Raw genomic sequence first — 20,317 nt, 5'->3', positions numbered from 1 at the left:
CCGCACCGGTCCCGCGGTCCGCCGTCCAGCGGGCCGCCGTCCAGCAGGCCGCCGTCCAGCGGGGATCGCGGGCGTCGGCATCGCGGTGCGGGGCCGGCCCACCGCTGGCCGGCTCACAGCTGGCCCCAGCGGCGGATGGCCGGGGCGACGCGCTGCACGCCCTGGCGGTAGGCGGTGCGCGCGGACTTGCGCAGCACCCGGCGGGCGGCCTTGCGCACCCGGTTGCTGCCGGCTCCGCCGGCGGTTGCGGCGCGCACGGCGGGCAGCCCCTCGGGGTCCAGGCCCTGCCGGGCGAGGATGCCCGGCAGGTAGCCGGGGGCGGTGCGCAGCGTGTAGTACGGCGTCAGCCTCGGCAGCCGGCCGGCGGCGACCAGGCCCTGGACGCGGGCCCGCAGGTCGGCGTACGGGTCGCCGGTGGCCACGCCGTGCGCGGCGGTCCATTCGGGGTCGGGCTTGGGCAGTTCGCCGTCGTCGAGCTGGTCCCAGGAGGCGAGGCAGCCCGAGCCGAGGAAGTGGTGGTTGCCGAGCGGCTCGCGGATGCCCAGGTCGGTGAGGATGGCGGTGGGTATGCCGCGGTGCAGCGACTCCAGCGCGGCGGTGGAGCTGACCGTGACCAGCAGGTCGGTGCGGTCCAGCACCTCGCCCATCGCGCCGTAGACCAGCGAGACGTTCGCCGGCGGCTCCAGCGACTCCATCAGGTGCTGGTAGGGGTGCTCCTCGATGTGCGTGGTCTGCTCGCCGGGCATGCTGCGCAGCTTCACCAGCACCTCGCGCTCGGGGTGCCGGCGGGCGTGCTCGACCGCCCGGCGCAGCAGGTACAGCCGCTCGGGGCGCTCGGCGGGCGCGGACGGCTGCACGGCGAAGGTGACGGTGAACGGCCGGCTGCCGTCGGGCCGGTACGGTGCGCCGTCGAGGAACGGCAGCGCCGTCTCCACGATCGCGCCGGTCGGGAAGCCGACCCCTTCGTACACGGAACGGAACCGCAGCGCGTCGTCGGTGCTGTTGGCGAGCACCACGTCGGCGCCGGCCCGCAGCAGCAGGCCGTCGGCGAGCTTCTCGTAGACCACGCCGACGTAGCCGGTGACCACCACCGGGCGGCGCGGGTGGCCGCGCCAGGCGCGGTCGAAGCCGTGCAGGAAGCACTGGATGGTGCCGCCCACGCAGGAGATGACGAGCACATCGCAGTTGTCGGCGCTGGTCTCGGCGAGGATCTCCGCGGCGGTCTGCTCGGTCATCGAGTCGGCAGGAATTCCGAGTTCGGCGAGCTGGCGCGGAGTGGGCGTGGCACGGCCGCGCAGGAGGCGGGCGTCGAGCCGCGCATCCGGGGCGATCCGGCGCGCGGTCAGCGCACCCCACTTCCAGCGGGTGTCCGAATCGGCGATCACCGTGACCCGCAAGGGCCCTGACGTACGTTCTGGCACATCGCAGACAGTAGGAAGCGGGTGGGTGGAATGGGCTAATCGAAGGCCAACGGCAGGTAAACAGAATGCCGCTACTTTGCGAGTGGTCATCCGTCGCGAGTGAATCACCTGCTCGCCATATTCCGTTTACCTGGAAGTACGCAATCGGCAAAGTACCGAGCCGAACGGCGGCTTAAGGTAATCGGGTGGTCAAGCTCTCCGTCATCGTGCCGTTTTTCAATGTGCAGCCATTCGTCCCCGATGCGCTGCGGAGTCTGCGTGCCAACGCCCGGCACGACTTCGAGTTCCTGTTGATGGACGACGGGTCGACCGACCGGACTCCGCAACTCCTCGAAGAGGGCGCCGGCTCGCTGCCGGGCGCCCGGATCATCCGCCGCGACCACACCGGTGTCGCGGCACTGCGCAACGCGGGCATCGACGAGGCCCGGGGCGAGTATCTGACCTTCATGGACGGCGACGACTGGCTCGCCCCCGGCTACCTGCCGCAACTGGTGCGCGCCATGGACGAGTTGGACGTGGACTTCCTGCGCACCGACCACGTGCAGTGCACCGGGTCCAGCCGCAACGTGATCCGCGCCCCGCACGGCCGCCGCAACGCCCGGATCGACCCGCGCGCCGCGATCCTGCCCGCCGACCGCCCGACCCTCGTGGACTACCCCTACTCCTGGGCCGGCGCCTACCACCGCCGGATCGTCGAGCAGGGCCTGGTGCACATGCCCGCGCACCTGCGCACCGCCGAGGACCGGCCGTGGATCTGGCGGCTGCACCGGGAGGCCAGGTCCTGCGCGGTGGTGGGCCTGCTGGGCGTGCACTACCGGCGCGGGGTGAACACCTCGCTCACCCAGATCGGCGACGAGCGGCAGCTGGACTTCGTCCGCTCCTTCGACCAGGTGATAGCCGAACTCGCCGGAGACCCCGACGAGGAACGGTTCCTGCCCAAGGCGATCCGCACCTACTGCGCGATCATCGCCCACCACCTCGACAACATCGACCGGTTCGAGCCCGCGCTGGCCCGGCAGTTGAAGACGCTCTCCGCCGCCGCGCTCGGCCGGCTGCCCGCAGACCTGCTCGCCGACGCGCTGGACTCGATGGACGCCGAACGCAGCGCCCGGGTCCGCCGGTTGCGCGGGCGGACCGCGGCCAGAGCCGACCACTCCGGCCCCGCCACGGACAGCGACGCCGACGTACGCGACAACGCGACCAGCGGATCGGCGGTCGCGTGATGGCCCGCACCCAGCTCCTCCTCGCCTCGACCCTGTACGGGATCGCCACCCTCGCCGCCGCGATCGACGCCGGCTCCGTGCCGCCCGCCGACCGCCGCATCCTCGTGGTCAGCAACAACGCGGCCGTACCCGAGACCCACGACGCCCCGGACCGGGCGCCCGGCTTCGAGCCGCTGCGCACCCGCTTCGACCGGGTGGTGTCCTGGAACGACGCGATCCGCCCGATGCACCCCGGCGGCTGGGCCCCGCGCACCGACGAAGTCCCCATGTGGGACCGGTACTTCCGGCAGCTGTGGCAGCTCGGCGACGACGACCTCGACCTGGTCGTGGAGTCCATCCAGGTCGCGCCCGCGCTCTCCTTCGCACAGGTCTTCACCGGCGCCCCGATCACCGTCTACGCCGACGGCCTGATGTCGTACGGCCCGACCCGCAACAAGCTCGGGCTGCTGGTGGACACCCGGATCGACGCGCTGCTCCACCTCGACCTGGTGCCGGGCCTGGAGCCCTTGCTGCTCAGCGAGTTCGGCGTGCCCTCGCGGGTGGTGCCGAGCTCGGAGTTCACGAAGGTGCTCGCCGAGGTGGCCGAAGCCACCCGCGGACACGGCATCGGCCCGGACCCGGTGGACGAACTGCCGCGCGACGCGGCCCTGTTGCTCGGCCAGTACCTCTCGGCGCTGGGCATCCTCAGCGTCGAGGAGGAGGAGAAGCTGCACCTGTCCCTGGTGCGCGGCGCGGTCGCCCTCGGCCACCGCCGGCTCGTCTTCAAGCCGCACCCGACCGCGCCCTCGCACTGGCTGGAGCCGCTGCGGGAGGAGGCGCGCAAGCTCGGCGCCGAACTGACCGTGCTGGACTCCCCGGTGCTCGCCGAGGTGGTCTACCAGCGGGCCCGCCCCGCCCTGGTGGCCGGCTGCTTCTCCACCGCGCTGCTGACCGCGTCCGCGCTGTACGGCATCCCGGTCGCCCGCAGCGGCACCAAGCTGCTGCTCGACCGGCTCTCGCCGTACCAGAACAGCAACCGGGTGCCGGTGACCCTCGTGCACGCGCTGCTCCCCGAGGTGTCCGACCCGGACGCGGTACGCGGCTGGACCCCGCCCTCGCCGCGGCAGGTGGCCACCGAGCTCACCCCGCTGCTGCACGCCGTCGGCTACTGCATGCAGGCCGAGGCGTACCCGCACCTGCGGGCGGATGCCGTGGCGTGGCTCGAGGACCACCTCGGCTCCGGGGTCGCGCCGTACTTCAAGCGCCGCCGGCTGACCTCGCTCGGCCTGCCCGGCGCGCTCCCGGCCCGGCGCTCGCTGGTGCCGCGGGTGCGCGCCGTCCGCCAGGTGGCCCGCGGCGCCCGCGCACTGAAGAAGGCCGCGCTCGGGTAGGCGGTGGCCGGATGATCTCGGGGTGCCTGGCCGCCGACGGCCGGGCGCCCCGATTAACGGACACGGGAGCTCATACGCCCTGCCCTACGATGGAACAGTGAGCGACATCACCCGTGGGAGTCTGCGCGAACAGCCGACGCGCGCCGAGGCGATCCTCGCGGTCGGCCTGCGCGACGAGAAGAGGCGCCAGACCCGGCGGCACATCGCGGAGGTGGCCACCGGGCTGTTCCTCGAACACGGCTTCGCCCGGGTGACGATCGCCGAGGTGGCCCGCACCGCCGAAGTGTCCGTGAACACCGTCTACACGTACTTCCCCTCCAAGGAGGACCTGGTCTTCTACCCGGAGGAGGCGTCCGCGCAGCGGATGGTGGAGATGGTCCGGGACCGCCCGCCCGGGCAGTCCGCCGCCGGCGCCGTCCTCGCCACCCTGCGCGGCGAGCTGCGGCACGGTGACCGCATGGTCGGCCTCACCCAGGGCTTCGCCCGCTTCCTGGAGATGGTCCGCGCCGAGCCCACGCTCTCCGCCCGCCTCGACTCGACCACCCGCGAGATGGTCGACGCGCTCGCCGAGACGCTCGCCGGCGAGACCGGTGCGGAGCCGGGCGACCCCACGCCGCGCCTGGTCGCCTCCCAGCTCGGCTGGGCGCAGGAGCAGCTCTTCCGCGAGATCGGTGAGCGCTCCCGGGCGGGGTGCCCTCCGGGCACGGTGGCGGAAGACGCGCTGGCCCTCCTCGACTCCGTCGAGTCCCTCCTCGGCGACCGCGTCCTGACGTACGCCACGCGCTGACCCGCCTCGCCCCTTCGGGAGCGCCCCCTAGGTGTATTGACCCGTAGCGGCGCGGGGAAGCGCGCGCGCAACCATCCACCGGCCGGGGGCCCGGCTACGACAGCGACAGCCCCCTTGGACCGGTGGCGGCCCGCGCCACGACGACGGCTGAGCGCGCAGTTCCCCGCGCCGCTGGTTCCCCGCGCCCCCTGGTTCCCCCGCGCACCCTCAGAACGCCGGCGTCGGGACGTACGTCCCCCACACACCGCGCAAGGCGTCGCAGACCTCCCCCACGGTCGCGCGGCAGCGCAACGCCTCCCGCATCGGGTAGAGCACGTTGTCCGTGCCGGCCGCCGCCTCGCAGAGCACCGACAGGGCGCGGTCGACCGCGCCCTGGTCACGTTCGGCCCGCAACCTCGCCAGCCTCGCCGCCTGCTGCGCCTCGATCGCCGGGTCCACCCGAAGCGGCTCGTACGGCTCCTCCTCGTCGAGCGTGAAGCGGTTGACGCCGACCACGACGCGGTCGCCCGCCTCGGTCTCCAGGGCGATCCGGTAGGCGTTCCGCTCGATCTCGGACTTCTGGAAGCCCCGCTCGATCGCCCGCACCGCGCCGCCGGCGTCCTCGATCCGGCCCATCAGTTCGAGCGCGGCGGCCTCGACGTCGTCGGTCATCCGCTCCATCACGTAGGAGCCCGCGAACGGGTCCACGGTGGCGGTCACGTCGGTCTCGTACGCGAGCACCTGCTGGGTGCGCAGCGCGAGCCGCGCGGACTTGTCGGTGGGCAGCGCGATGGCCTCGTCGAAGGAGTTGGTGTGCAGCGACTGGGTGCCGCCGAGCACCGCGCCCAGGCCCTGCACGGCGACCCGGACCAGGTTCACCTCGGGCTGCTGCGCGGTGAGTTGCACCCCGGCGGTCTGGGTGTGGAAGCGCAGCATCTGCGACTTGGGGTTCCTCGCCCCGAACTCCTCGCGCATCACCCGCGCCCAAATGCGCCGGGCGGCACGGAACTTCGCGATCTCCTCCAGGATGGTGGTGCGCGCCACGAAGAAGAACGACAGCCGCGGTGCGAAGTCGTCGACGTCCATCCCGGCGGCGAGCGCGGTGCGGACGTACTCGATGCCGTCGGCGAGCGTGAAGGCGATCTCCTGCGCGGGCGAGGCGCCCGCCTCGGCCATGTGGTAGCCGGAGATCGAGATGGTGTTCCAGCGGGGGATCTCCGCCCGGCAGTAGGCGAAGATGTCCGCGGTCAGCCGCAGTGACGGCTTGGGCGGGAAGATGTACGTGCCGCGCGCGATGTACTCCTTGAGCACGTCGTTCTGGAGGGTGCCGGTGAGCTTCCCGGCCGGCACGCCCTGCTCCTCGCCGACGAGTTGGTACAGCAGCAACAGCAGCGCGGCGGGCGCGTTGATCGTCATCGACGTGGACACCCGGTCCAGCGGGATGCCGTCGAAGAGCACCCGCATGTCGTCGATCGAGTCGATCGCCACACCCACCTTGCCGACCTCGCCGGCCGCGATCGGGGCGTCGGAGTCGTGCCCCATCTGGGTCGGCAGGTCGAACGCGACCGACAGGCCGGTCGTGCCGTGGGCGATGAGCTGCCGGTAGCGCGCGTTGGACTCGGCGGCGGTGCCGAACCCGGCGTACTGCCGCATCGTCCAGGGCCGGCCGGTGTACATCGACGGGTACACACCGCGGGTGAACGGGTACCCGCCGGGTTCGCCCAGCCGCTCGGCGGGGTCCCAGCCGTCCAGGTCCTCCGGGCCGTACACCGGCTCGATCGGCAGACCGGACTCCGACTCGCGCGTCATGCTCTCCGCCTCCGCCTCCGCCGGCTCGGTGGGGGTGTGCCCGCGTCCGCGCCACGTGGGGTGGCGGGCGCGTGAACAGACCGGCTCGCCCACGGACCTTACGACGTGGGGAGCGAAAGGGGACGGATGCCGCGTCGCCGGAGTGGGCGCGCTGCGCGCCGAGGGCCGCCGCGCGACGCTCGCGGCGCCCCGCGAACGGCGAGCGCGGCCGGGCAGGGGGAAAAACGCACCCGGCCGCGCTCTGTGTCGTGGACACCGGCACGGGGAGAGCCGGCGTCCACCGGGCCGATGACCAGTCGGCCCACTCCTTACGGCGGCGCGAGCCCCGGAAGTGTCACCCACCGCCGCGGACCGGCGGTCCGCCGCGGGTCAGCGCGCCGCGCCCGACGCCACCGCGTGGCCGCGGCCCCAGCCTTTGTGGCGGCCGTGCTTCAGGCGGTTCGCGGCGCCCTTCCCGCGCCCGTGGTCGCCGTGTCCCGGCGGCACGAGAGTGTCCCGGTCCGCGTCGGGAGGCAGGGCGGTACGCGCGGGCGGGCCGGGCGTCGTACGGGCCGGATCGGGCACCTCCCCGGGGATCACGGCGCGCCGGCCGGTGGCACCCGAGACGCCGGTGTCGGGCGGACCGGAACCGTCCGACGCGACGGACACGGGCGCGCTGCTGCCGGCCGGCCGCACCGGCTCCCGGCCACCGCCGCGCGCTGCGGTCGCCGCCACGCCGACCGCGACCCCGCCGAGCGCGACCACCGACGCCGCCGCGGCCAGCACGATCCGGGTGGAGCGCCCGCTCCGCGTCCGCCGCACCGGCACGAGGCGCGCGGAGCGTACGGACCCGGCGCGGACCTGGTCCGCGGCGCGGCCGCCCACCACCACGGGCTCCGGCAGCGCGTCGCCCGCGGCCGGCCCGCCCGGCACCGGCCCGCCCGCGATCGGCACCGGCGGCACCCCGTCGAGGACCGGTTCGGCCGACCCGAGGCCCGCCGCGCGCGCCGCGCGGAAGGCGGCCAGGGCCGCCTCCTCGCGCCCCGGGTCGAGCGGGTGGAGGACGCCCGGGTCCGCCGCGGCCGCCAGCAGGAGCAGCGCCAACCGCTCCGCCTCGCCCGCCGCCCTGCGGTCCGCGAGCGGCACCCGGCGGCCGGACAGCAGCGCCTCCGCAGCGTCGCCGGTCAGCCAGTCCGCGCGGCCGCCGGACGCCTCGGGCCGTCCGGGCCCGCCGCCGAACCCGGCGCCGCCGAATCCGGCCAGGACGTCCGGGCCGCCGAAGTCGCGCCAGCCGTGCGAATGATCCGAACCGTCCGGGACACCCCAACCATCCGAACCATCCGGGCCACCCCAACCGTCCGATGCATCCGGACAGCACGAATCGCCCATCCCGCCCGCGCCCGGCGGTCGTTCGGGCCGCCGCGGGCGCGGGACCCCCGCCGCCCGTCCGTCGTCACTCATGCCACTTCCTCATCGGGCCCTAGGGCCTGCCGTGGGCGCGGAGAACGTCGCGCCGGTCCGCACCGCCGCTCCCCCCTCCGCTTCCCCCTCCGGTTCCCCCACTGCTTCCCCGCCGGCCCCGCGGGCACCATCCTCCCGGTCCTCGCGCACCACCGAGAGCTGTTCGGCCAGCCTGCGCAGCCCCCGGTGTGTGGCCATCCGCACAGAGCCGGCGCGTTTGCCCAGCACCTGGGCCGCGCTGGTGGAGTCCAGGCCCATCACCACCCGCAGCAGCACCGCCTCGGCCTGCTCGCGCGGCAGCGCCACGATCGCGGCCAGCGCGCGGTCGGTGGCGACCGCGTCCAGCGCCTCGCCCGCGGTGTCGGCCCGACCCGGCAGCGCGACGAGCTCGTCCACCCCCGCCCCGGCGACCGGGCGGCGGCTGCGCGCCCTGATGTGGTCCAGCGCCCGGTTGCGGGCGATCCGGGCCGCCCAACCGCGGATACCGCTACCGCCGCCACGGAAGCTCGGCAGGTCGCGGGCGATCTGCAGCCACGCCTCCGAGGCGACGTCCTCCGCGTCGCCCGGGCCGACCAGGCTGCGTACGTACTGCAACAACTGCGGCTGCACCGCGCGGTACAGGACCCTGAACGCGGTCTCGTCACCGCCCTGCGCCGCGCTCACCGCGGTCTCCAGATCCACGTCCGGCCCCGCCCCCTCGACCCCCTGGTCCCCCGTGAACAGCCACCATCCTGCCCCATGACGGCCGGTGACACTTTCGGTCCCGCATACGCCGTACAAGTCGGCGGCCGGGGACGCTCCTGTGGGGGGAGGCGGCCCCCGGCCGTCGTCACGCCGGACCGACCGCAGCGAACCGACCGCAGCGGACCGGCCGCACCGGACCCGGTCTCCCGATCGCGCCGCGCCCGGGTCCACCCCGCGCCCCTTGCTCGTACGGGTGAATTCGCAGATCGGGCCAACCGATCGGGCCCCAGCCGCGTCTACAGTTGCCGTGCCCTCCGTAACGCCCCATGTCACGCCCCCCGTCACGCGCCTCGCCCCGCGTCCCGAACCGCGCGCCGTACGACCCCCCGTGCCGGCGCGACCGCCTCGCGATCCAGGAGCCCCGCTGTCCAGCGACACGCCGCCCGAGGGGCTGAGCCTGCTCAACGGCGTGCCCGCCGCCGACGCCGAGACGGCCCTGCTCACCTGCTGCGGCTCGCACCGCTGGGCCCGCCGGATGGCCGCCCACCGCCCGTACCCGACGGTGGAGGCGCTGCTCGCCGCAGCCGACGAGGCGGCGTACGACCTGGCGCCCGCCGATGTCGCCGAGGCGCTGCTGGGTGAGGACACCACCCCGCTGCCGGACCGCGGCGGGTTCGCCGTGCACACCGCGCTGCGCGCCGCCCACGCCGCCTACGAGGCGAAGTTCGGCCATGTCTTCGTGATCGCCCTGGACGCGGCCGACCCGGCCGCCGCCCTCGACCAGACCATGGCCAGCCTGCGCACCCGGCTCGGCCACGACGCGGACCACGAGTCGGCCGTCACCGCCGAGCAGTTGAGGCGGATCACCCGGGCCCGGCTGCTGCGGCTGGCAGCGGGTCCCGACACCCTCCGACCGTCCGCCCTGGTGGACGCGCACCGGCCGTAGCGTTCACCCGACCGTGCGGGATCGATCACACAAGCACTACCCCGCAGTACGAGGCACAGGTCACGTCGCTACGATGGCCGGGGCCGGTGGACCGTACCCGGCCGGGCGTGACCGACAAGAAGCCGGCAGCCCTCGTCCCGCTCCCGGAGGGTATTTTCCGTGCCGGCTGGAACGCTGTACCGCGGCCGGGAAGGCATGTGGTCGTGGGTGGCTCATCGAGTCACCGGTGTCCTCATCTTCTTCTTCCTGTTCGTCCACGTCCTCGACACCGCGCTCGTGCGCGTATCGCCCGAGGACTACGACAAGGTCGTGGCGACCTACAAGACGCCCATCGTCAGCCTGCTGGAGTACGGCCTGGTGGCCGCCATCCTCTTCCACGCGCTGAACGGTCTGCGGATCATCGCCGTCGACTACTGGACCCAGGGCCCCCGCTACCAGAAGCAGATGTTCTGGACCGTGATGGGCCTGTGGATCGTCCTGATGCTCGGCGCGATCTACCCGGTACTCGGCCACGCCGCCCGAGTCCTGTTCGGGAGCTGACCCATGGCCACTGAAGTCTCCCCCAAGGACGCCGTCGAACTGACCGGCTCCAGCATCTCCTACAGCCCGGAGAACCCGGCGCCGGTGATCGAGCCGCCGCGGGCCAGGACCAAGCGCACGCCGCGCCGCGGCCGCACCAACTTCGAGCTGTACGGCTGGCTGTTCATGCGGCTGTCCGGTGTGGTGCTCGTGGTGCTCGTGCTCGGCCACCTGCTGATCCAGCTGGTGCTCGACGGCGGTGTCACCAAGGTCGGCTTCGCGTTCGTCGCGGGCCGCTGGGCGTCGCCCTTCTGGCAGTACTGGGACCTGGCCATGCTCTGGCTGGCCATGCTGCACGGCGGCAACGGCCTGCGCACGATCATCAACGACTACGCCGAGCAGCCGAACACCCGTGTCTGGCTCAAGACCATTCTGTTCACCGCTGTGGCGTTCACCATCGCGCTCGGGTCGCTGGTGATCTTCACCTTCGACCCGAACATCCGCTAGGCCAGGGCCGGACAGGGAAGCGACCCCCATGCAATTCCACACGTACGACACCGTCATCGTCGGCGCGGGCGGCGCGGGTATGCGCGCGGCCATCGAGTCGACCAAGCGCAGCCGCACCGCCGTCCTGACCAAGCTCTACCCGACCCGGTCCCACACCGGCGCGGCCCAGGGCGGCATGGCCGCCGCACTGGCCAACGTCGAGGAGGACAACTGGGAGTGGCACACCTTCGACACGATCAAGGGCGGTGACTACCTGGTCGACCAGGACGCCGCCGAGATCCTGGCGAAGGAGGCCATCGACGCGGTCCTCGACCTGGAGAAGATGGGCCTGCCGTTCAACCGGACGCCCGAAGGCCGGATCGACCAGCGCCGCTTCGGCGGCCACACCCGCAACCACGGCGAGGCCGCGGTGCGCCGCTCCTGCTACGCCGCGGACCGCACCGGCCACATGATCCTCCAGACGCTCTACCAGAACTGCGTCAAGGAGGGCGTGGAGTTCTTCAACGAGTTCTACGTCCTGGACCAGTTGCTCACCGAGGTCGACGGCGTGCAGCGGTCGTCCGGCGTGGTGGCGTACGAGCTGGCCACCGGTGAGATCCACGTCTTCCAGGCGAAGGCGGTGATCTACGCGTCGGGCGGCACCGGCAAGTTCTTCAAGGTGACCTCCAACGCGCACACCCTCACCGGCGACGGCCAGGCCGCGATCTACCGGCGCGGGCTGCCGCTGGAGGACATGGAGTTCTTCCAGTTCCACCCGACGGGCATCTGGCGGATGGGCATCCTGCTCACCGAGGGTGCCCGCGGCGAGGGCGGCATCCTGCGCAACAAGGACGGCGAGCGCTTCATGGAGAAGTACGCGCCCGTCATGAAGGACCTCGCCTCGCGCGACGTCGTCTCCCGCGCGATCTACACCGAGATCCGCGAGGGCCGCGGCTGCGGCCCCGAGGGCGACCACGTCTACCTCGACCTGACCCACCTGCCGCCGGAGCAGCTGGACGCGAAGCTGCCGGACATCACCGAGTTCGCCCGCACCTACCTGGGCATCGAGCCGTACACCGACCCGATCCCGATCCAGCCCACCGCGCACTACGCGATGGGCGGCATCCCCACCAACGTGCAGGGCGAGGTGCTCTCCGACAACACCACCGTGGTGCCGGGCCTGTACGCGGCCGGCGAGGTGGCCTGCGTCTCCGTGCACGGCGCGAACCGGCTGGGCACCAACTCGCTGCTGGACATCAACGTCTTCGGCCGCCGCTCCGGCATCGCCGCCGCGGAGTACGCCCACGCCAACGACCTGGTGCCGCTGCCGGAGAACCCGGCCGAGCGGGTCGAGGCGCAGGTCGAGCGGCTGCGCAACTCCACCGGCAACGAGCGGGTCGCCGAACTGCGCCTGGAGCTCCAGGAGTGCATGGACGCCAACGTGATGGTCTTCCGCACCGAGCAGACCATCAAGACCGCGGTGGAGAAGATCGCCGAGCTGCGCGAGCGCTACCTGCACGTCTCCATCCAGGACAAGGGCAAGCGGTTCAACACCGACCTGCTGGAGGCCGTCGAGCTGGGCAACCTGCTCGACCTCGCCGAGGTGATGGCGGTCTCCGCGCTCGCCCGCAAGGAGTCCCGCGGCGGCCACTACCGCGAGGACTTCCCCACCCGCGACGACGTCAACTTCATGCGGCACACGATGGCGTACCGCGAGGTGGACGCGAACGGCTCCGAGTCGATCCGCCTCGACTACAAGCCGGTCGTGCAGACCCGCTACCAGCCGATGGAGCGTAAGTACTGATGAGCACCCCGACGGTCGACAAGCACTCGGCGGCCCTGGACGCGGCCGAGGTCACCGGAAACCACCTGATCGCGATCACCCTGCGGGTGCGCCGGTTCAACCCGGAGGTCTCCGCGGAGGCCGAGTGGGTCGACTACCAGATCCAGGTCGACCCCAAGGAGCGCGTGCTGGACGCGCTGCACAAGGTCAAGTGGGAGATCGACGGGTCGCTGACCTTCCGCCGCTCGTGCGCGCACGGCGTGTGCGGTTCGGACGCGATGCGGATCAACGGGAAGAACCGGTTGGCCTGCAAGACGCTGATCAAGGACGTCAGCCCGGAGAAGCCGATCACCGTCGAGGCGATCAAGGGCATGACGGTGCTGAAGGACCTCGTGGTCGACATGGACCCGTTCTTCCAGGCGTACCGCGACGTGATGCCGTTCCTGATCACCACGGGCAACGAGCCGACCCGCGAGCGGCTGCAGTCCGCGGCGGACCGCGAGCGGTTCGACGACACCACCAAGTGCATCCTGTGCGCCGCGTGCACGTCGGCCTGCCCGGTCTTCTGGAACGACGGGCAGTACTTCGGCCCGGCCGCGATCGTCAACGCGCACCGGTTCATCTTCGACTCCCGCGACGAGGGCGGTGAGCAGCGGCTGGAGATCCTCAACGACAAGGACGGGGTCTGGCGCTGCCGCACCACCTTCAACTGCACGGACGCCTGCCCGCGCGGTATCGAGGTCACGAAGGCGATCCAGGAAGTCAAGCGCGCCCTGATCACCCGCCGCTTCTGATCCTTTTGACGCCCCCTGGTGTGCTCGGCTCCTTCCGTGCGAAGGCGCCGAGCACACCAGGGGTTCGGCGTCGGCTCAGAGCTGGCTCAGGATCGTCGGATCGGTGATCTCCGTGTCGCGGGCGAGCAGAAGCGCCTTGCTGAGGATCACCGCCAGGGTGCGATCGCCCTCGAAGGGCAGGTAGCCGACACCGGGGGCGCCCGGCGCGGACGTGGGCACGATGCAGAGATACGCGTCGTTCGGCGTCATCAGGATGTTCCCGGACCCGAGGTGGATCTTGTACGTGTGCCGCTCGCCGCGTACGTGCAGGAACCGGCCCTCCATGCTGCACCGGTCCGCGATCGCCAGCCGCGGCACCAGCCGGGTGAGCAGGTCGCGACGGCTCTCGGCGGTCTGCGAGAGCTCGCCGAAGCTGTAGCTGTGCCAGTACGCCTGGAAGTGGCCGCCGGGGCCGCCGTCCTGCCAGGTGGGGTCGTTGCCGACGCTGGCCACACCGACGAAGAGGTCCACGTCGCGCAGCACCTCGCTGAGCACGAGCGCGGGGACCTCCTCCAACGGCAGCGCCTCGGCGGGCGTCTGCCGCCGGCCCTGCCCGTAACCGCCGCCGCCGGCGTGCGCCCGGTTCTCCGGCGCGCCGGCCGGGTAGAAGCGCACCTGGTCGGTGCTCAGCCGCAGGTAGGACCCGGACTCCGTGGTGTCCGCGCCGTATTCGTCGCCGGTGCCCTCGATCCAGTACTCGGCCCGCAGTCCCCACCGCGGCAGCTCGCGCACGGCGGGCGGATAGGTGTCGTCGACCATCAGCCGCAGCTTGTTGCGCCAGCCGCGGACCGCGGCCAGCGAGTGGAACTGGTGCTGGCGCAGCACATGCGCGGCGAACCGGTTGGAGTACGTCCGGGTGGCGCGTTCGGCGTCGGTGAGCAGATACACCTCGCGGTGGGCCTGCTTGAACGGCTGGGTGATCTCGTGCCGCTCCAGCCAGTCCCGCCAGGCGACCACCTCGGCCGGCTCCCGCCCCACCGGATGCCACAGCTCGACGGTGGCGGCGGCGTCCACCGCGCCGAGCGCGTCGTCGGTGAGGGTGCGCAACCCGCCGTCCGCCCAGCCGCAGGCGCGGCCGTCGACCGTCCACAGCAGGCGCCGCGCGAGGGTGCCGACCAGCGGGTGGTCGAGGTAGCTCGCGCGCCACGCGGCGTACGCCCAGGTGCGGCGGGCCAGGAACTGCCGGTCCAGCCGCTCGGCCTGCGCGCTGAGCATCTTGTCGATGTCCTTCGCGGACGCCTTCAACTCGGCTATCAGCTCGGGCTGTTCCCGCTTCAGCGGCGCGGGTGGGCTCTTCACGGTCTTGCCGGCGGCGTTCCGCCAGGTCAGTACCGCCTTCCCGGCGGTCACCGCCAACTCACCGTGCTCGTGCGGCAGTCGGCCGACCTCGGTCAACCCGTAGGAGGGGACGGCGAGTTCCTCGACCTCCTCGCGGCTCAGGCCCATCGCGGTGGCCCGGCTCTCCAGCGCGGTGTCGAGCTGCTTGAGAGTGCCCTTGAAGGTGACGCGGGAGGCGAGCCGGGCGAGTTCGGCGAGCGCGGCCTCGCCCTCGGTCCTGGACAGCGCCAGCACGGCGGCGTTGGCGACCTTGGGGTTGCGCGGGCCGGTGCCGGGCACCTTGCGCAGCGACGTCTCGACCAGCCGCCCGAGCGCGCGGGCGGTGTCGGGGTGCGGCGGGAGCAGCGACAGCAGCCAGGTCAGGCCGCGCAGCGCGTTGGCGTTGTACGGGTCGAACAGGTCGTTCTGCGCGGGGGCGTACGCCTGCTCCTCGTACGGCAGCGTGCGCGGGCGGCCGACCCGGGCGAGCCAGCCGGTCACGCGGGCCCGTACGGCGTCCGGGTCGAGCGGGTCGAGCAGGGCGCGGCCCTTCTTCTCCCAGGCCCCGTTCGGCCGCGCGGCGGTCGCGGTGGCCGCGTGCCGCAGCAGTTCGACCCAGGACGGGCCGAGTTCGGCCGCATCCGCGAGCGCGGCCTCGGCCCAGGGCTCACCGATGTTCAGCGCGGGCTCGGCGAGGTTCTTCGCCAGCGCGGACAGCGGCCCGCTGCGGTAGGCGACCAGGGCGCTGCGCCGTACGACGCCGACAACCGGGGGCGGCAGGGTCCGCCCGGCGGCGAGTTCGGCCGCCACCAGGACGGCCAGCTCGTCGCCGTACCAGACGCTGTGCGTGTGGGCGTAGCGGTCCAGGCGCAGCGACCGTTCGGTGGCGAGGGTGTCCTCGCCGAGGCCCTGGGCGAGGAGGGTCACCAGTTGGAGCACCAGGTCGCGGACCTCGTCGGTGTCGGCGCCGGCCCGGTGCCGGTCGACCAGCGCGCCGACCAGGCGGCGCCGGTCGTCGTCCGGCAGTTCCCGGACCGCCTCGATCGGCTTCTCCATGCCGGGGTACAGCCGGCCGGACTGCGTGACCGCCCGCACCAGCGTGCCGGCCAGCAGGCCCATGTTCCGCTCGGCGGCGTGCCGCCGGACCTCCACCACGAGTTCGCCGAAGACCGCCATCAGCCACCCACCAGCGGAACGAGCTTGAGGAAGACCACTTCGGTGCCGAGCGGCAGGTCGATCTCCTGGTCCCACTCCTCGACCTGGCGGTCCCCCACGAGCACCAGGAAGCCGTTGCGCCCGAAGGCGGTGCGGGCCAACTCGTACTGCTGCTCCGGGTCGATCCGGCGCGGGGTGCGCAACCGGTAGCCGTTCAGGGCCACTTCGGCGTCGGACGGCTGGACGAGGCCGCGGAAGACCTCCGACCCGGCCGCGTGGTACTCCGCGACCTCCTGGAAGACCCTCCTGCGTATCAACTCCCCCACCGTCAGCCGTTCTTCCGCGATCTCCAGCCCCCAGGAGCCGCTCCGCCCACCGGATGTCGTCTCGTCGACGAAGGTCACCGTTGCCATGGAACCGACCCTAGATGCCCCCACCGACACGCCTCCTGGCAGCGGAAGTCGGTGGCTGCTGCGGGCGGCCACTGCCGGTGGCCGGTGTCGGTGGCCGATGTCGGTGGCCGGTGTCGGTGGCCGCGCATAGCCTGCCGCCGTCGTCCTCCGAGGTGGAGGCGGGCGCCGAGGGGCGCGGGCATCAGGGGGTTCGGCGATGGCGTTGACCGCGCTGCTGGAGATACCGCTGCACGGGGCGGCGGCCGACGACCACCGCCAGGACGCCGCGGCGGAAGGGGAGTTCGCGTCCTCCGCCGTCGGGCGGCTGACCGCCGGTCCGGACAACCCGAAGACGCGCACGGCGGGCCGGGTGTGCCTACGGCCCGTCGTCCGGGTCCTCGGCCACGACCATGATCCGGCGCAACAGGTCGGACAGGGTGCGGCGTTCGGCGGGGCTGAGGGTGCCCAGCAGGCGGTACTCCTCGTGACCGACGACGTCCAGCGCGCCGAGCCACGCGGCGCGGCCGTCCTCGGTGAGTTCGACGTCGACGCGGCGGCGGTCCTCCGCGGAGTGGCTGCGGCGCACGAACCCGCGCTGCTCCAGGCCGTCCAGGCGCCCGGTGATCGAGGCGGGGGCCATCTTCAGGTCGGCGGCGAGTTCGGAGGGGGCGGCGCGGCCGCCGCGGCCGGCGAGGGTGTGCAGCGTGTCGAACTCGTGCTTGTGCAGGCCGAAGTCGACCAGCGAGCGCTCCCGCACCCGGCGCAAGTGGTCGGTGAGCGCCTTGGCCCGGGTGACCGCGCCCTCGATGTCGGGGTCGAGGCCGGGCAGCACCGGCTCCCAGCGCGCGACGTGCCCGTCCGTCCAGTCCCGGGCCGCGCTCCCGGCGCGCGGGGGCCGCTTCGCCGGAGCGGGCGGCGCGGGCGCCGCGGGCAGCGCGGGCAGCGCCGGTGGCCCGGGCGGCCCGGGCGGGACGTCGGAGGCGGGGGTCATGGCGGCATCCTATGCCGGTCGACCGTAGTCCATCGTCAGCGAAATATTCGTTGACGAAAGATTCGGAGCCGAAATACCCTGCGGACGTGACGCACCCCCTCCGACTCCGCGCCTTCCGCCTGCTGTTCGCCGGACGCACCCTGTCCGCGCTCGGCGACGCCGTCGTCCCCGCCGCCCTGGCCATCGCGATCAGCCGGGCCACCGGCTCGCCCTCCGCGCTCGCCCTCGTGCTGGGCTGCACGATGGTGCCGCGCCTGCTGCTGCTCCCGCTGGGCGGGGTGGTCGCCGACCGGCTCGACGCACGCAAGGTCGCCCTCGTCACGGACCTGGTCCGGTGCGCCGCACAACTCCTGGTGGGCCTCGAACTCATCGGCGGGTCACCGCGGTTGGCACACATCGCGGTGGCCGAGGCGATCGGCGGCACCGCCTCCGCCTTCGCGATGCCGACCACCGGGCCGCTGATCAACGGCACCGTGGGCGCCGCCGGCCTGCTGCGGGCCAACGCGCTGACCGCCTCGGCGGCGAACGCCACCCGGCTGGCCGGCCCGGCCGTCGCGGGCGCGCTGATCTTCACCGCCGGACCCGGCTGGGCCTTCGTACTGGACGCGGCGTCCTTCGCGGCCAGCGCCTCGATGCTCGCGGTGATCCGGGTGCGGCGCGAGCGGATACCCCGGCGGTCGATCCGCAAGGACCTGGTCCAGGGCTGGAGCGAGGTGCGCTCCCGCGACTGGTACTGGACCAGCCTCGTGGCGCACGGGATCTGGAACGGTGCGGCAGCCGTACTGGCCACGCTCGGCCCGCTCGTGGTGCACCGCGAGGCCGGCGGCGACGGGGTCTGGGTGGCGGTCCTGGAAGCCGGCTCGGTCGGTCTGCTGCTCGGCTCGCTGCTCGCCTCCCGCGTCCGGCTGCGCCGCCCGATCCTCACCGGCAACCTCGGCCTGGCCACGTACGCGCTGCCGCTGGCGCTGCTCGCCGCCGGCGCGCCCGCGTGGCTGCTGGTCGCCTCCTACGGCCTCGCCCTGGCAGCGCTCGGCCTGCTCACCCCGGTCTGGGAGACCTACGTCTACGCGTCGGTGCCCGCCGGGGTGCTCGCCCGCGTCACGTCGTACGACTGGCTGCTGTCGCTGGCCGCGATGCCCGTGGGGTACGCCGTCGCGCCGCTCGCCGCCGACTCCTTCGGCCCGGCCGCGCCCCTGTACGTCTCGGCCGCCCTCGTCGCCGCCGCGTGCCTGGGCACCGCGGCCGTGCCCGGGGTCCGCGCCGCCCGCGCGCTGCCGGCCGAGCCGGTGCCCGCCGCATGAGCGCCCCGGGCTCCCCCCGCGCGCGGAACGGTTCAGGCTCCCCCGCCTGCGGCCCGGTCCGCGCACTCGCCTTCACGCGGGCGCGAGTTGCCTGCTCACCGCGGGCAGCGTGACCTCCACGGTAAGGCCGCGGCCGGGTGCGGTCCGCACGGTGACCTCGCCGTGGTGGGCCTGGACCAGCGCGTGCACGATGGACATGCCGAGGCCGGCGCCGCCGGTGTCGCGGGCGCGGTCGGGGGCGGCCCGGAAGAAGCGGTCGAAGACGCGGCGGGCGTCGGCGGGGGCGAGCCCGGGGCCGCGGTCGCTCACCGACAGCCGTACCTCGTCGGTGCCGTGGGCGGCGACCTCCACCGTGACCGGGGCGTCCGCGGGGGTGTGCACGCGGACGTTGCCCAGCAGGTTGCCGATGATCTGCCGCAGCCCGGCCTCGTCGCCGAGGACCGGTGGCAGGTCCGCGTCCGCCGCCTCGGCGTCGGCCGCTCCGGCGTCGGGCGCCCCGGCCTCGGGCGCCCCGGCACCGGCCAACCCAAGAGCGACCGCCCCGGGAGCGACCGTCGCGGGAGCGGCCGTCGCGGGAGAAGCCAACACCCTTATCGTCAGCGGCCGTTCGGGCTGCTGCGCGGCCAGGTCGGCGGCGGCCTCCCGGACCAGGCAGGCGAGGTCGACCGGGCCGAGCCGCAGCGCGGGGCGGTCGTCCAGCCGTGCCAGCGCCAGGAGTTCGTCCACCAGGCGGCTCATCCGCAACGCCTCCGCCGAGACCCGGCGCAGCGCCCGGTCCTGCTCGTCGGCGTCGAGCATGCCCTTCTCGTACAGCTGGAGGTAGCCGCGTACGGACGCCAGCGGGGTGCGCAGTTCGTGGGAGGCGTCGGCGAGGAACTGCCGCAACTGGGCGGTGGCGCGCTCGCTGTCGGTGAGCGCGGTCTCGATCTGCTGGAGCATCGCGTTGAGCGAGCCGCTGAGCTGCTCGACCTCCTCCGAGCCGTGCCGGGCGGTCGGTTCCGGCACCCGCCGGGACAGGTCGCCCTCGGAGATCGCGGAGGCGGTCTCCACCATGTCCTCCAGCGGGCTGAGCCGCCGGCGGGCGGCGGTGAGCGAGCCGGCCGCGAGCAGCGCCAGCAGCACCACCCCGACGCAGCCCTCCACGACCAGCAGCTCGCCGACCGCGTGGTCCACCCCGCTCAGCCGCATACCCCGCACCACGATGGTGCCGTCGGCCAGCCGCACCCCGACCACCCGGTACTTCCTGCCGCCGCCGTGCACGGTCACCGCGCCCCCGCTCGCCAGCTTCCGCGGGTCAGGCAACGCGGCTGCCAGGGACCGCTGTTCGGCGTCGACCGGGGTCGCGCCGTTCTGGCAGATCGTGGCCGGCCTGCCGTGCGGGTCCAGCACGATCAGCAGGTCCTGCTGGAACGTCCTGGCCACCGCCGAGCCGCCGCCCTTGCCGCCCAGCACGTCGGCGAGCGTGCACAACTGCCGTAGCCCGCTGGCGTCGAGGGAGGCGTGCGCCATGGTCGACTGCGACGACTTCAACGAGTCGTCGATCTCGCCGACCAGCACCACGTACGTGGCGGCGATGCTCGCGGCCGCGGCGAGCACCAGCCCGACCGCGAGGAAGAGCACGTTGGCGATGGTGAACCGACCGCGCAGCGAGTGCGGGCGCGGCCAGAACCCGCAGCGCGCCCACACCGTCGCCGCCGCCCTCACGCCGCACCGCCGTCCCCAGGCAGGTCCCCGGACAGGTCCCCGGACACGTCCCCGGCTCGACGCGTGTCGCCGGACTGACGCCCGCCATCGGCGCGCCCCGCGTCACCGGCCTGGCGCCCGTCACCTGCTTGACGCGGGTCACCCGACCGAAGGACATCGCGGGCCGCGCCCGGCGCC

At 73.4% G+C, this 20,317-nt stretch carries 17 protein-coding genes; 9 read left to right on the top strand and 8 right to left on the bottom strand.

What is annotated here, in order from left to right:
* Positions 1-113 precede the first annotated feature (113 nt).
* Positions 114-1,421 carry a DUF6716 putative glycosyltransferase gene (locus AB0399_RS21115; RefSeq protein ID WP_329365567.1) on the bottom strand — a complete coding sequence of 436 codons (1,308 nt, stop codon included), beginning with the start codon at positions 1,419-1,421 and terminating at the stop codon, positions 114-116.
* Positions 1,422-1,606: 185 nt separating this feature from the next.
* Between AB0399_RS21115 and AB0399_RS21110 the strand changes: the two genes are divergently transcribed.
* The 3 genes from AB0399_RS21110 to AB0399_RS21100 all read left to right on the top strand — a co-directional run bounded on the left by AB0399_RS21110 (position 1,607) and on the right by AB0399_RS21100 (position 4,801).
* A complete protein-coding gene (locus tag AB0399_RS21110) occupies positions 1,607-2,644 on the top strand; it encodes a glycosyltransferase family 2 protein (RefSeq protein WP_366412371.1) in 1,038 nt (345 codons plus the stop codon).
* The gene (locus AB0399_RS21105; protein WP_366412370.1) at positions 2,644-4,014 is read left to right on the top strand and encodes an alpha-2,8-polysialyltransferase family protein; all 1,371 of its coding nucleotides are present in this window, start codon (positions 2,644-2,646) and stop codon (positions 4,012-4,014) included. The genes AB0399_RS21110 and AB0399_RS21105 overlap by 1 nt, the downstream gene beginning before the upstream one ends.
* A gap of 97 nt (positions 4,015-4,111) precedes the next feature.
* The gene (locus tag AB0399_RS21100) at positions 4,112-4,801 is read left to right on the top strand and encodes a TetR/AcrR family transcriptional regulator (protein WP_329365573.1); all 690 of its coding nucleotides are present in this window, start codon (positions 4,112-4,114) and stop codon (positions 4,799-4,801) included.
* A gap of 207 nt (positions 4,802-5,008) precedes the next feature.
* Here AB0399_RS21100 and AB0399_RS21095 read toward each other — a convergent pair whose 3' ends face one another.
* The 3 genes from AB0399_RS21095 to AB0399_RS21085 form a co-directional block, all read right to left on the bottom strand.
* Positions 5,009-6,589, bottom strand: a complete 1,581-nt coding sequence (locus AB0399_RS21095; RefSeq protein ID WP_366412369.1) for a methylmalonyl-CoA mutase family protein — start codon at positions 6,587-6,589, stop codon at positions 5,009-5,011.
* Positions 6,590-6,958: 369 nt separating this feature from the next.
* A complete protein-coding gene (locus AB0399_RS21090) occupies positions 6,959-8,029 on the bottom strand; it encodes a hypothetical protein (protein WP_366412368.1) in 1,071 nt (356 codons plus the stop codon).
* A 9-nt stretch (positions 8,030-8,038) separates the two neighbouring features.
* Positions 8,039-8,752: an RNA polymerase sigma factor gene (locus AB0399_RS21085; RefSeq protein WP_329374003.1), complete on the bottom strand. Its 714-nt coding sequence runs from the start codon at positions 8,750-8,752 to the stop codon at positions 8,039-8,041.
* A 349-nt stretch (positions 8,753-9,101) separates the two neighbouring features.
* On the opposite strand from AB0399_RS21085, the gene AB0399_RS21080 reads away from it, so the two are divergent.
* From AB0399_RS21080 to AB0399_RS21060, 5 genes are all read left to right on the top strand, one after another.
* Complete coding sequence (locus tag AB0399_RS21080) at positions 9,102-9,659, top strand: 2-oxo-4-hydroxy-4-carboxy-5-ureidoimidazoline decarboxylase (RefSeq protein WP_366412367.1); 558 nt, start codon at positions 9,102-9,104, stop codon at positions 9,657-9,659.
* Between the two features lie 159 nt (positions 9,660-9,818).
* On the top strand, positions 9,819-10,199 hold the full coding sequence (gene sdhC / locus AB0399_RS21075) for a succinate dehydrogenase, cytochrome b556 subunit (protein WP_202235655.1): 381 nt from the start codon (positions 9,819-9,821) through the stop codon (positions 10,197-10,199).
* Positions 10,200-10,202: 3 nt separating this feature from the next.
* Complete coding sequence (locus tag AB0399_RS21070) at positions 10,203-10,685, top strand: succinate dehydrogenase hydrophobic membrane anchor subunit (RefSeq protein ID WP_328468341.1); 483 nt, start codon at positions 10,203-10,205, stop codon at positions 10,683-10,685.
* A 28-nt stretch (positions 10,686-10,713) separates the two neighbouring features.
* Positions 10,714-12,468, top strand: a complete 1,755-nt coding sequence (sdhA, locus tag AB0399_RS21065) for a succinate dehydrogenase flavoprotein subunit (RefSeq protein WP_329365584.1) — start codon at positions 10,714-10,716, stop codon at positions 12,466-12,468.
* A complete protein-coding gene (locus AB0399_RS21060; RefSeq protein WP_329365586.1) occupies positions 12,468-13,241 on the top strand; it encodes a succinate dehydrogenase iron-sulfur subunit in 774 nt (257 codons plus the stop codon). Before sdhA ends, AB0399_RS21060 begins: the two co-directional genes overlap by 1 nt.
* A gap of 75 nt (positions 13,242-13,316) precedes the next feature.
* On the opposite strand, the gene AB0399_RS21055 is transcribed toward AB0399_RS21060, so the two are convergent.
* From AB0399_RS21055 to AB0399_RS21045, 3 genes are all read right to left on the bottom strand, one after another.
* Positions 13,317-15,773 (bottom strand): DUF4132 domain-containing protein, encoded by a 2,457-nt coding sequence (locus AB0399_RS21055; protein ID WP_366412366.1) that lies wholly within the window; start codon positions 15,771-15,773, stop codon positions 13,317-13,319.
* Positions 15,773-16,165, bottom strand: coding sequence for a hypothetical protein (locus tag AB0399_RS21050; protein ID WP_329365590.1), 393 nt, complete (start codon positions 16,163-16,165; stop codon positions 15,773-15,775). The genes AB0399_RS21055 and AB0399_RS21050 overlap by 1 nt, the downstream gene beginning before the upstream one ends.
* Before the next feature lie 355 nt (positions 16,166-16,520).
* The gene (locus AB0399_RS21045) at positions 16,521-17,135 is read right to left on the bottom strand and encodes a MarR family transcriptional regulator (protein WP_366412365.1); all 615 of its coding nucleotides are present in this window, start codon (positions 17,133-17,135) and stop codon (positions 16,521-16,523) included.
* A gap of 86 nt (positions 17,136-17,221) precedes the next feature.
* Between AB0399_RS21045 and AB0399_RS21040 the strand changes: the two genes are divergently transcribed.
* A complete protein-coding gene (locus AB0399_RS21040) occupies positions 17,222-18,436 on the top strand; it encodes an MFS transporter (protein ID WP_366412364.1) in 1,215 nt (404 codons plus the stop codon).
* 72 nt (positions 18,437-18,508) lie between these two features.
* On the opposite strand, the gene AB0399_RS21035 is transcribed toward AB0399_RS21040, so the two are convergent.
* Positions 18,509-20,140, bottom strand: coding sequence for a HAMP domain-containing sensor histidine kinase (locus AB0399_RS21035; protein ID WP_366412363.1), 1,632 nt, complete (start codon positions 20,138-20,140; stop codon positions 18,509-18,511).
* Positions 20,141-20,317: the final 177 nt, after the last annotated feature.

The sequence above is a fragment of the Streptomyces sp. NPDC088194 genome (genome assembly GCF_040702025.1).
In the GTDB taxonomy this organism is placed as follows: Bacteria; Actinomycetota; Actinomycetes; order Streptomycetales; family Streptomycetaceae; genus Actinacidiphila.
The sequence above is the reverse complement of the archived record's forward strand: the minus strand, read 5'-3'. Positions and strand labels throughout refer to the sequence as shown.

Excerpts from the sequence above, each read along its gene's own strand:
- AB0399_RS21105 (WP_366412370.1), top strand. The coding sequence starts at position 2,644 with ATGGCCCGCACCCAGCTCCTCCTCGCCTCGACCCTGTACGGGATCGCC.
- AB0399_RS21095 (WP_366412369.1), bottom strand. The coding sequence starts at position 6,589 with ATGACGCGCGAGTCGGAGTCCGGTCTGCCGATCGAGCCGGTGTACGGC.
- AB0399_RS21090 (WP_366412368.1), bottom strand. The coding sequence starts at position 8,029 with ATGAGTGACGACGGACGGGCGGCGGGGGTCCCGCGCCCGCGGCGGCCC.
- AB0399_RS21070 (WP_328468341.1), top strand. The coding sequence starts at position 10,203 with ATGGCCACTGAAGTCTCCCCCAAGGACGCCGTCGAACTGACCGGCTCC.
- sdhA (WP_329365584.1), top strand. The coding sequence starts at position 10,714 with ATGCAATTCCACACGTACGACACCGTCATCGTCGGCGCGGGCGGCGCG.
- AB0399_RS21060 (WP_329365586.1), top strand. The coding sequence starts at position 12,468 with ATGAGCACCCCGACGGTCGACAAGCACTCGGCGGCCCTGGACGCGGCC.
- AB0399_RS21055 (WP_366412366.1), bottom strand. The coding sequence starts at position 15,773 with ATGGCGGTCTTCGGCGAACTCGTGGTGGAGGTCCGGCGGCACGCCGCC.
- AB0399_RS21050 (WP_329365590.1), bottom strand. The coding sequence starts at position 16,165 with ATGGCAACGGTGACCTTCGTCGACGAGACGACATCCGGTGGGCGGAGC.
- AB0399_RS21045 (WP_366412365.1), bottom strand. The coding sequence starts at position 17,135 with ATGACCCCCGCCTCCGACGTCCCGCCCGGGCCGCCCGGGCCACCGGCG.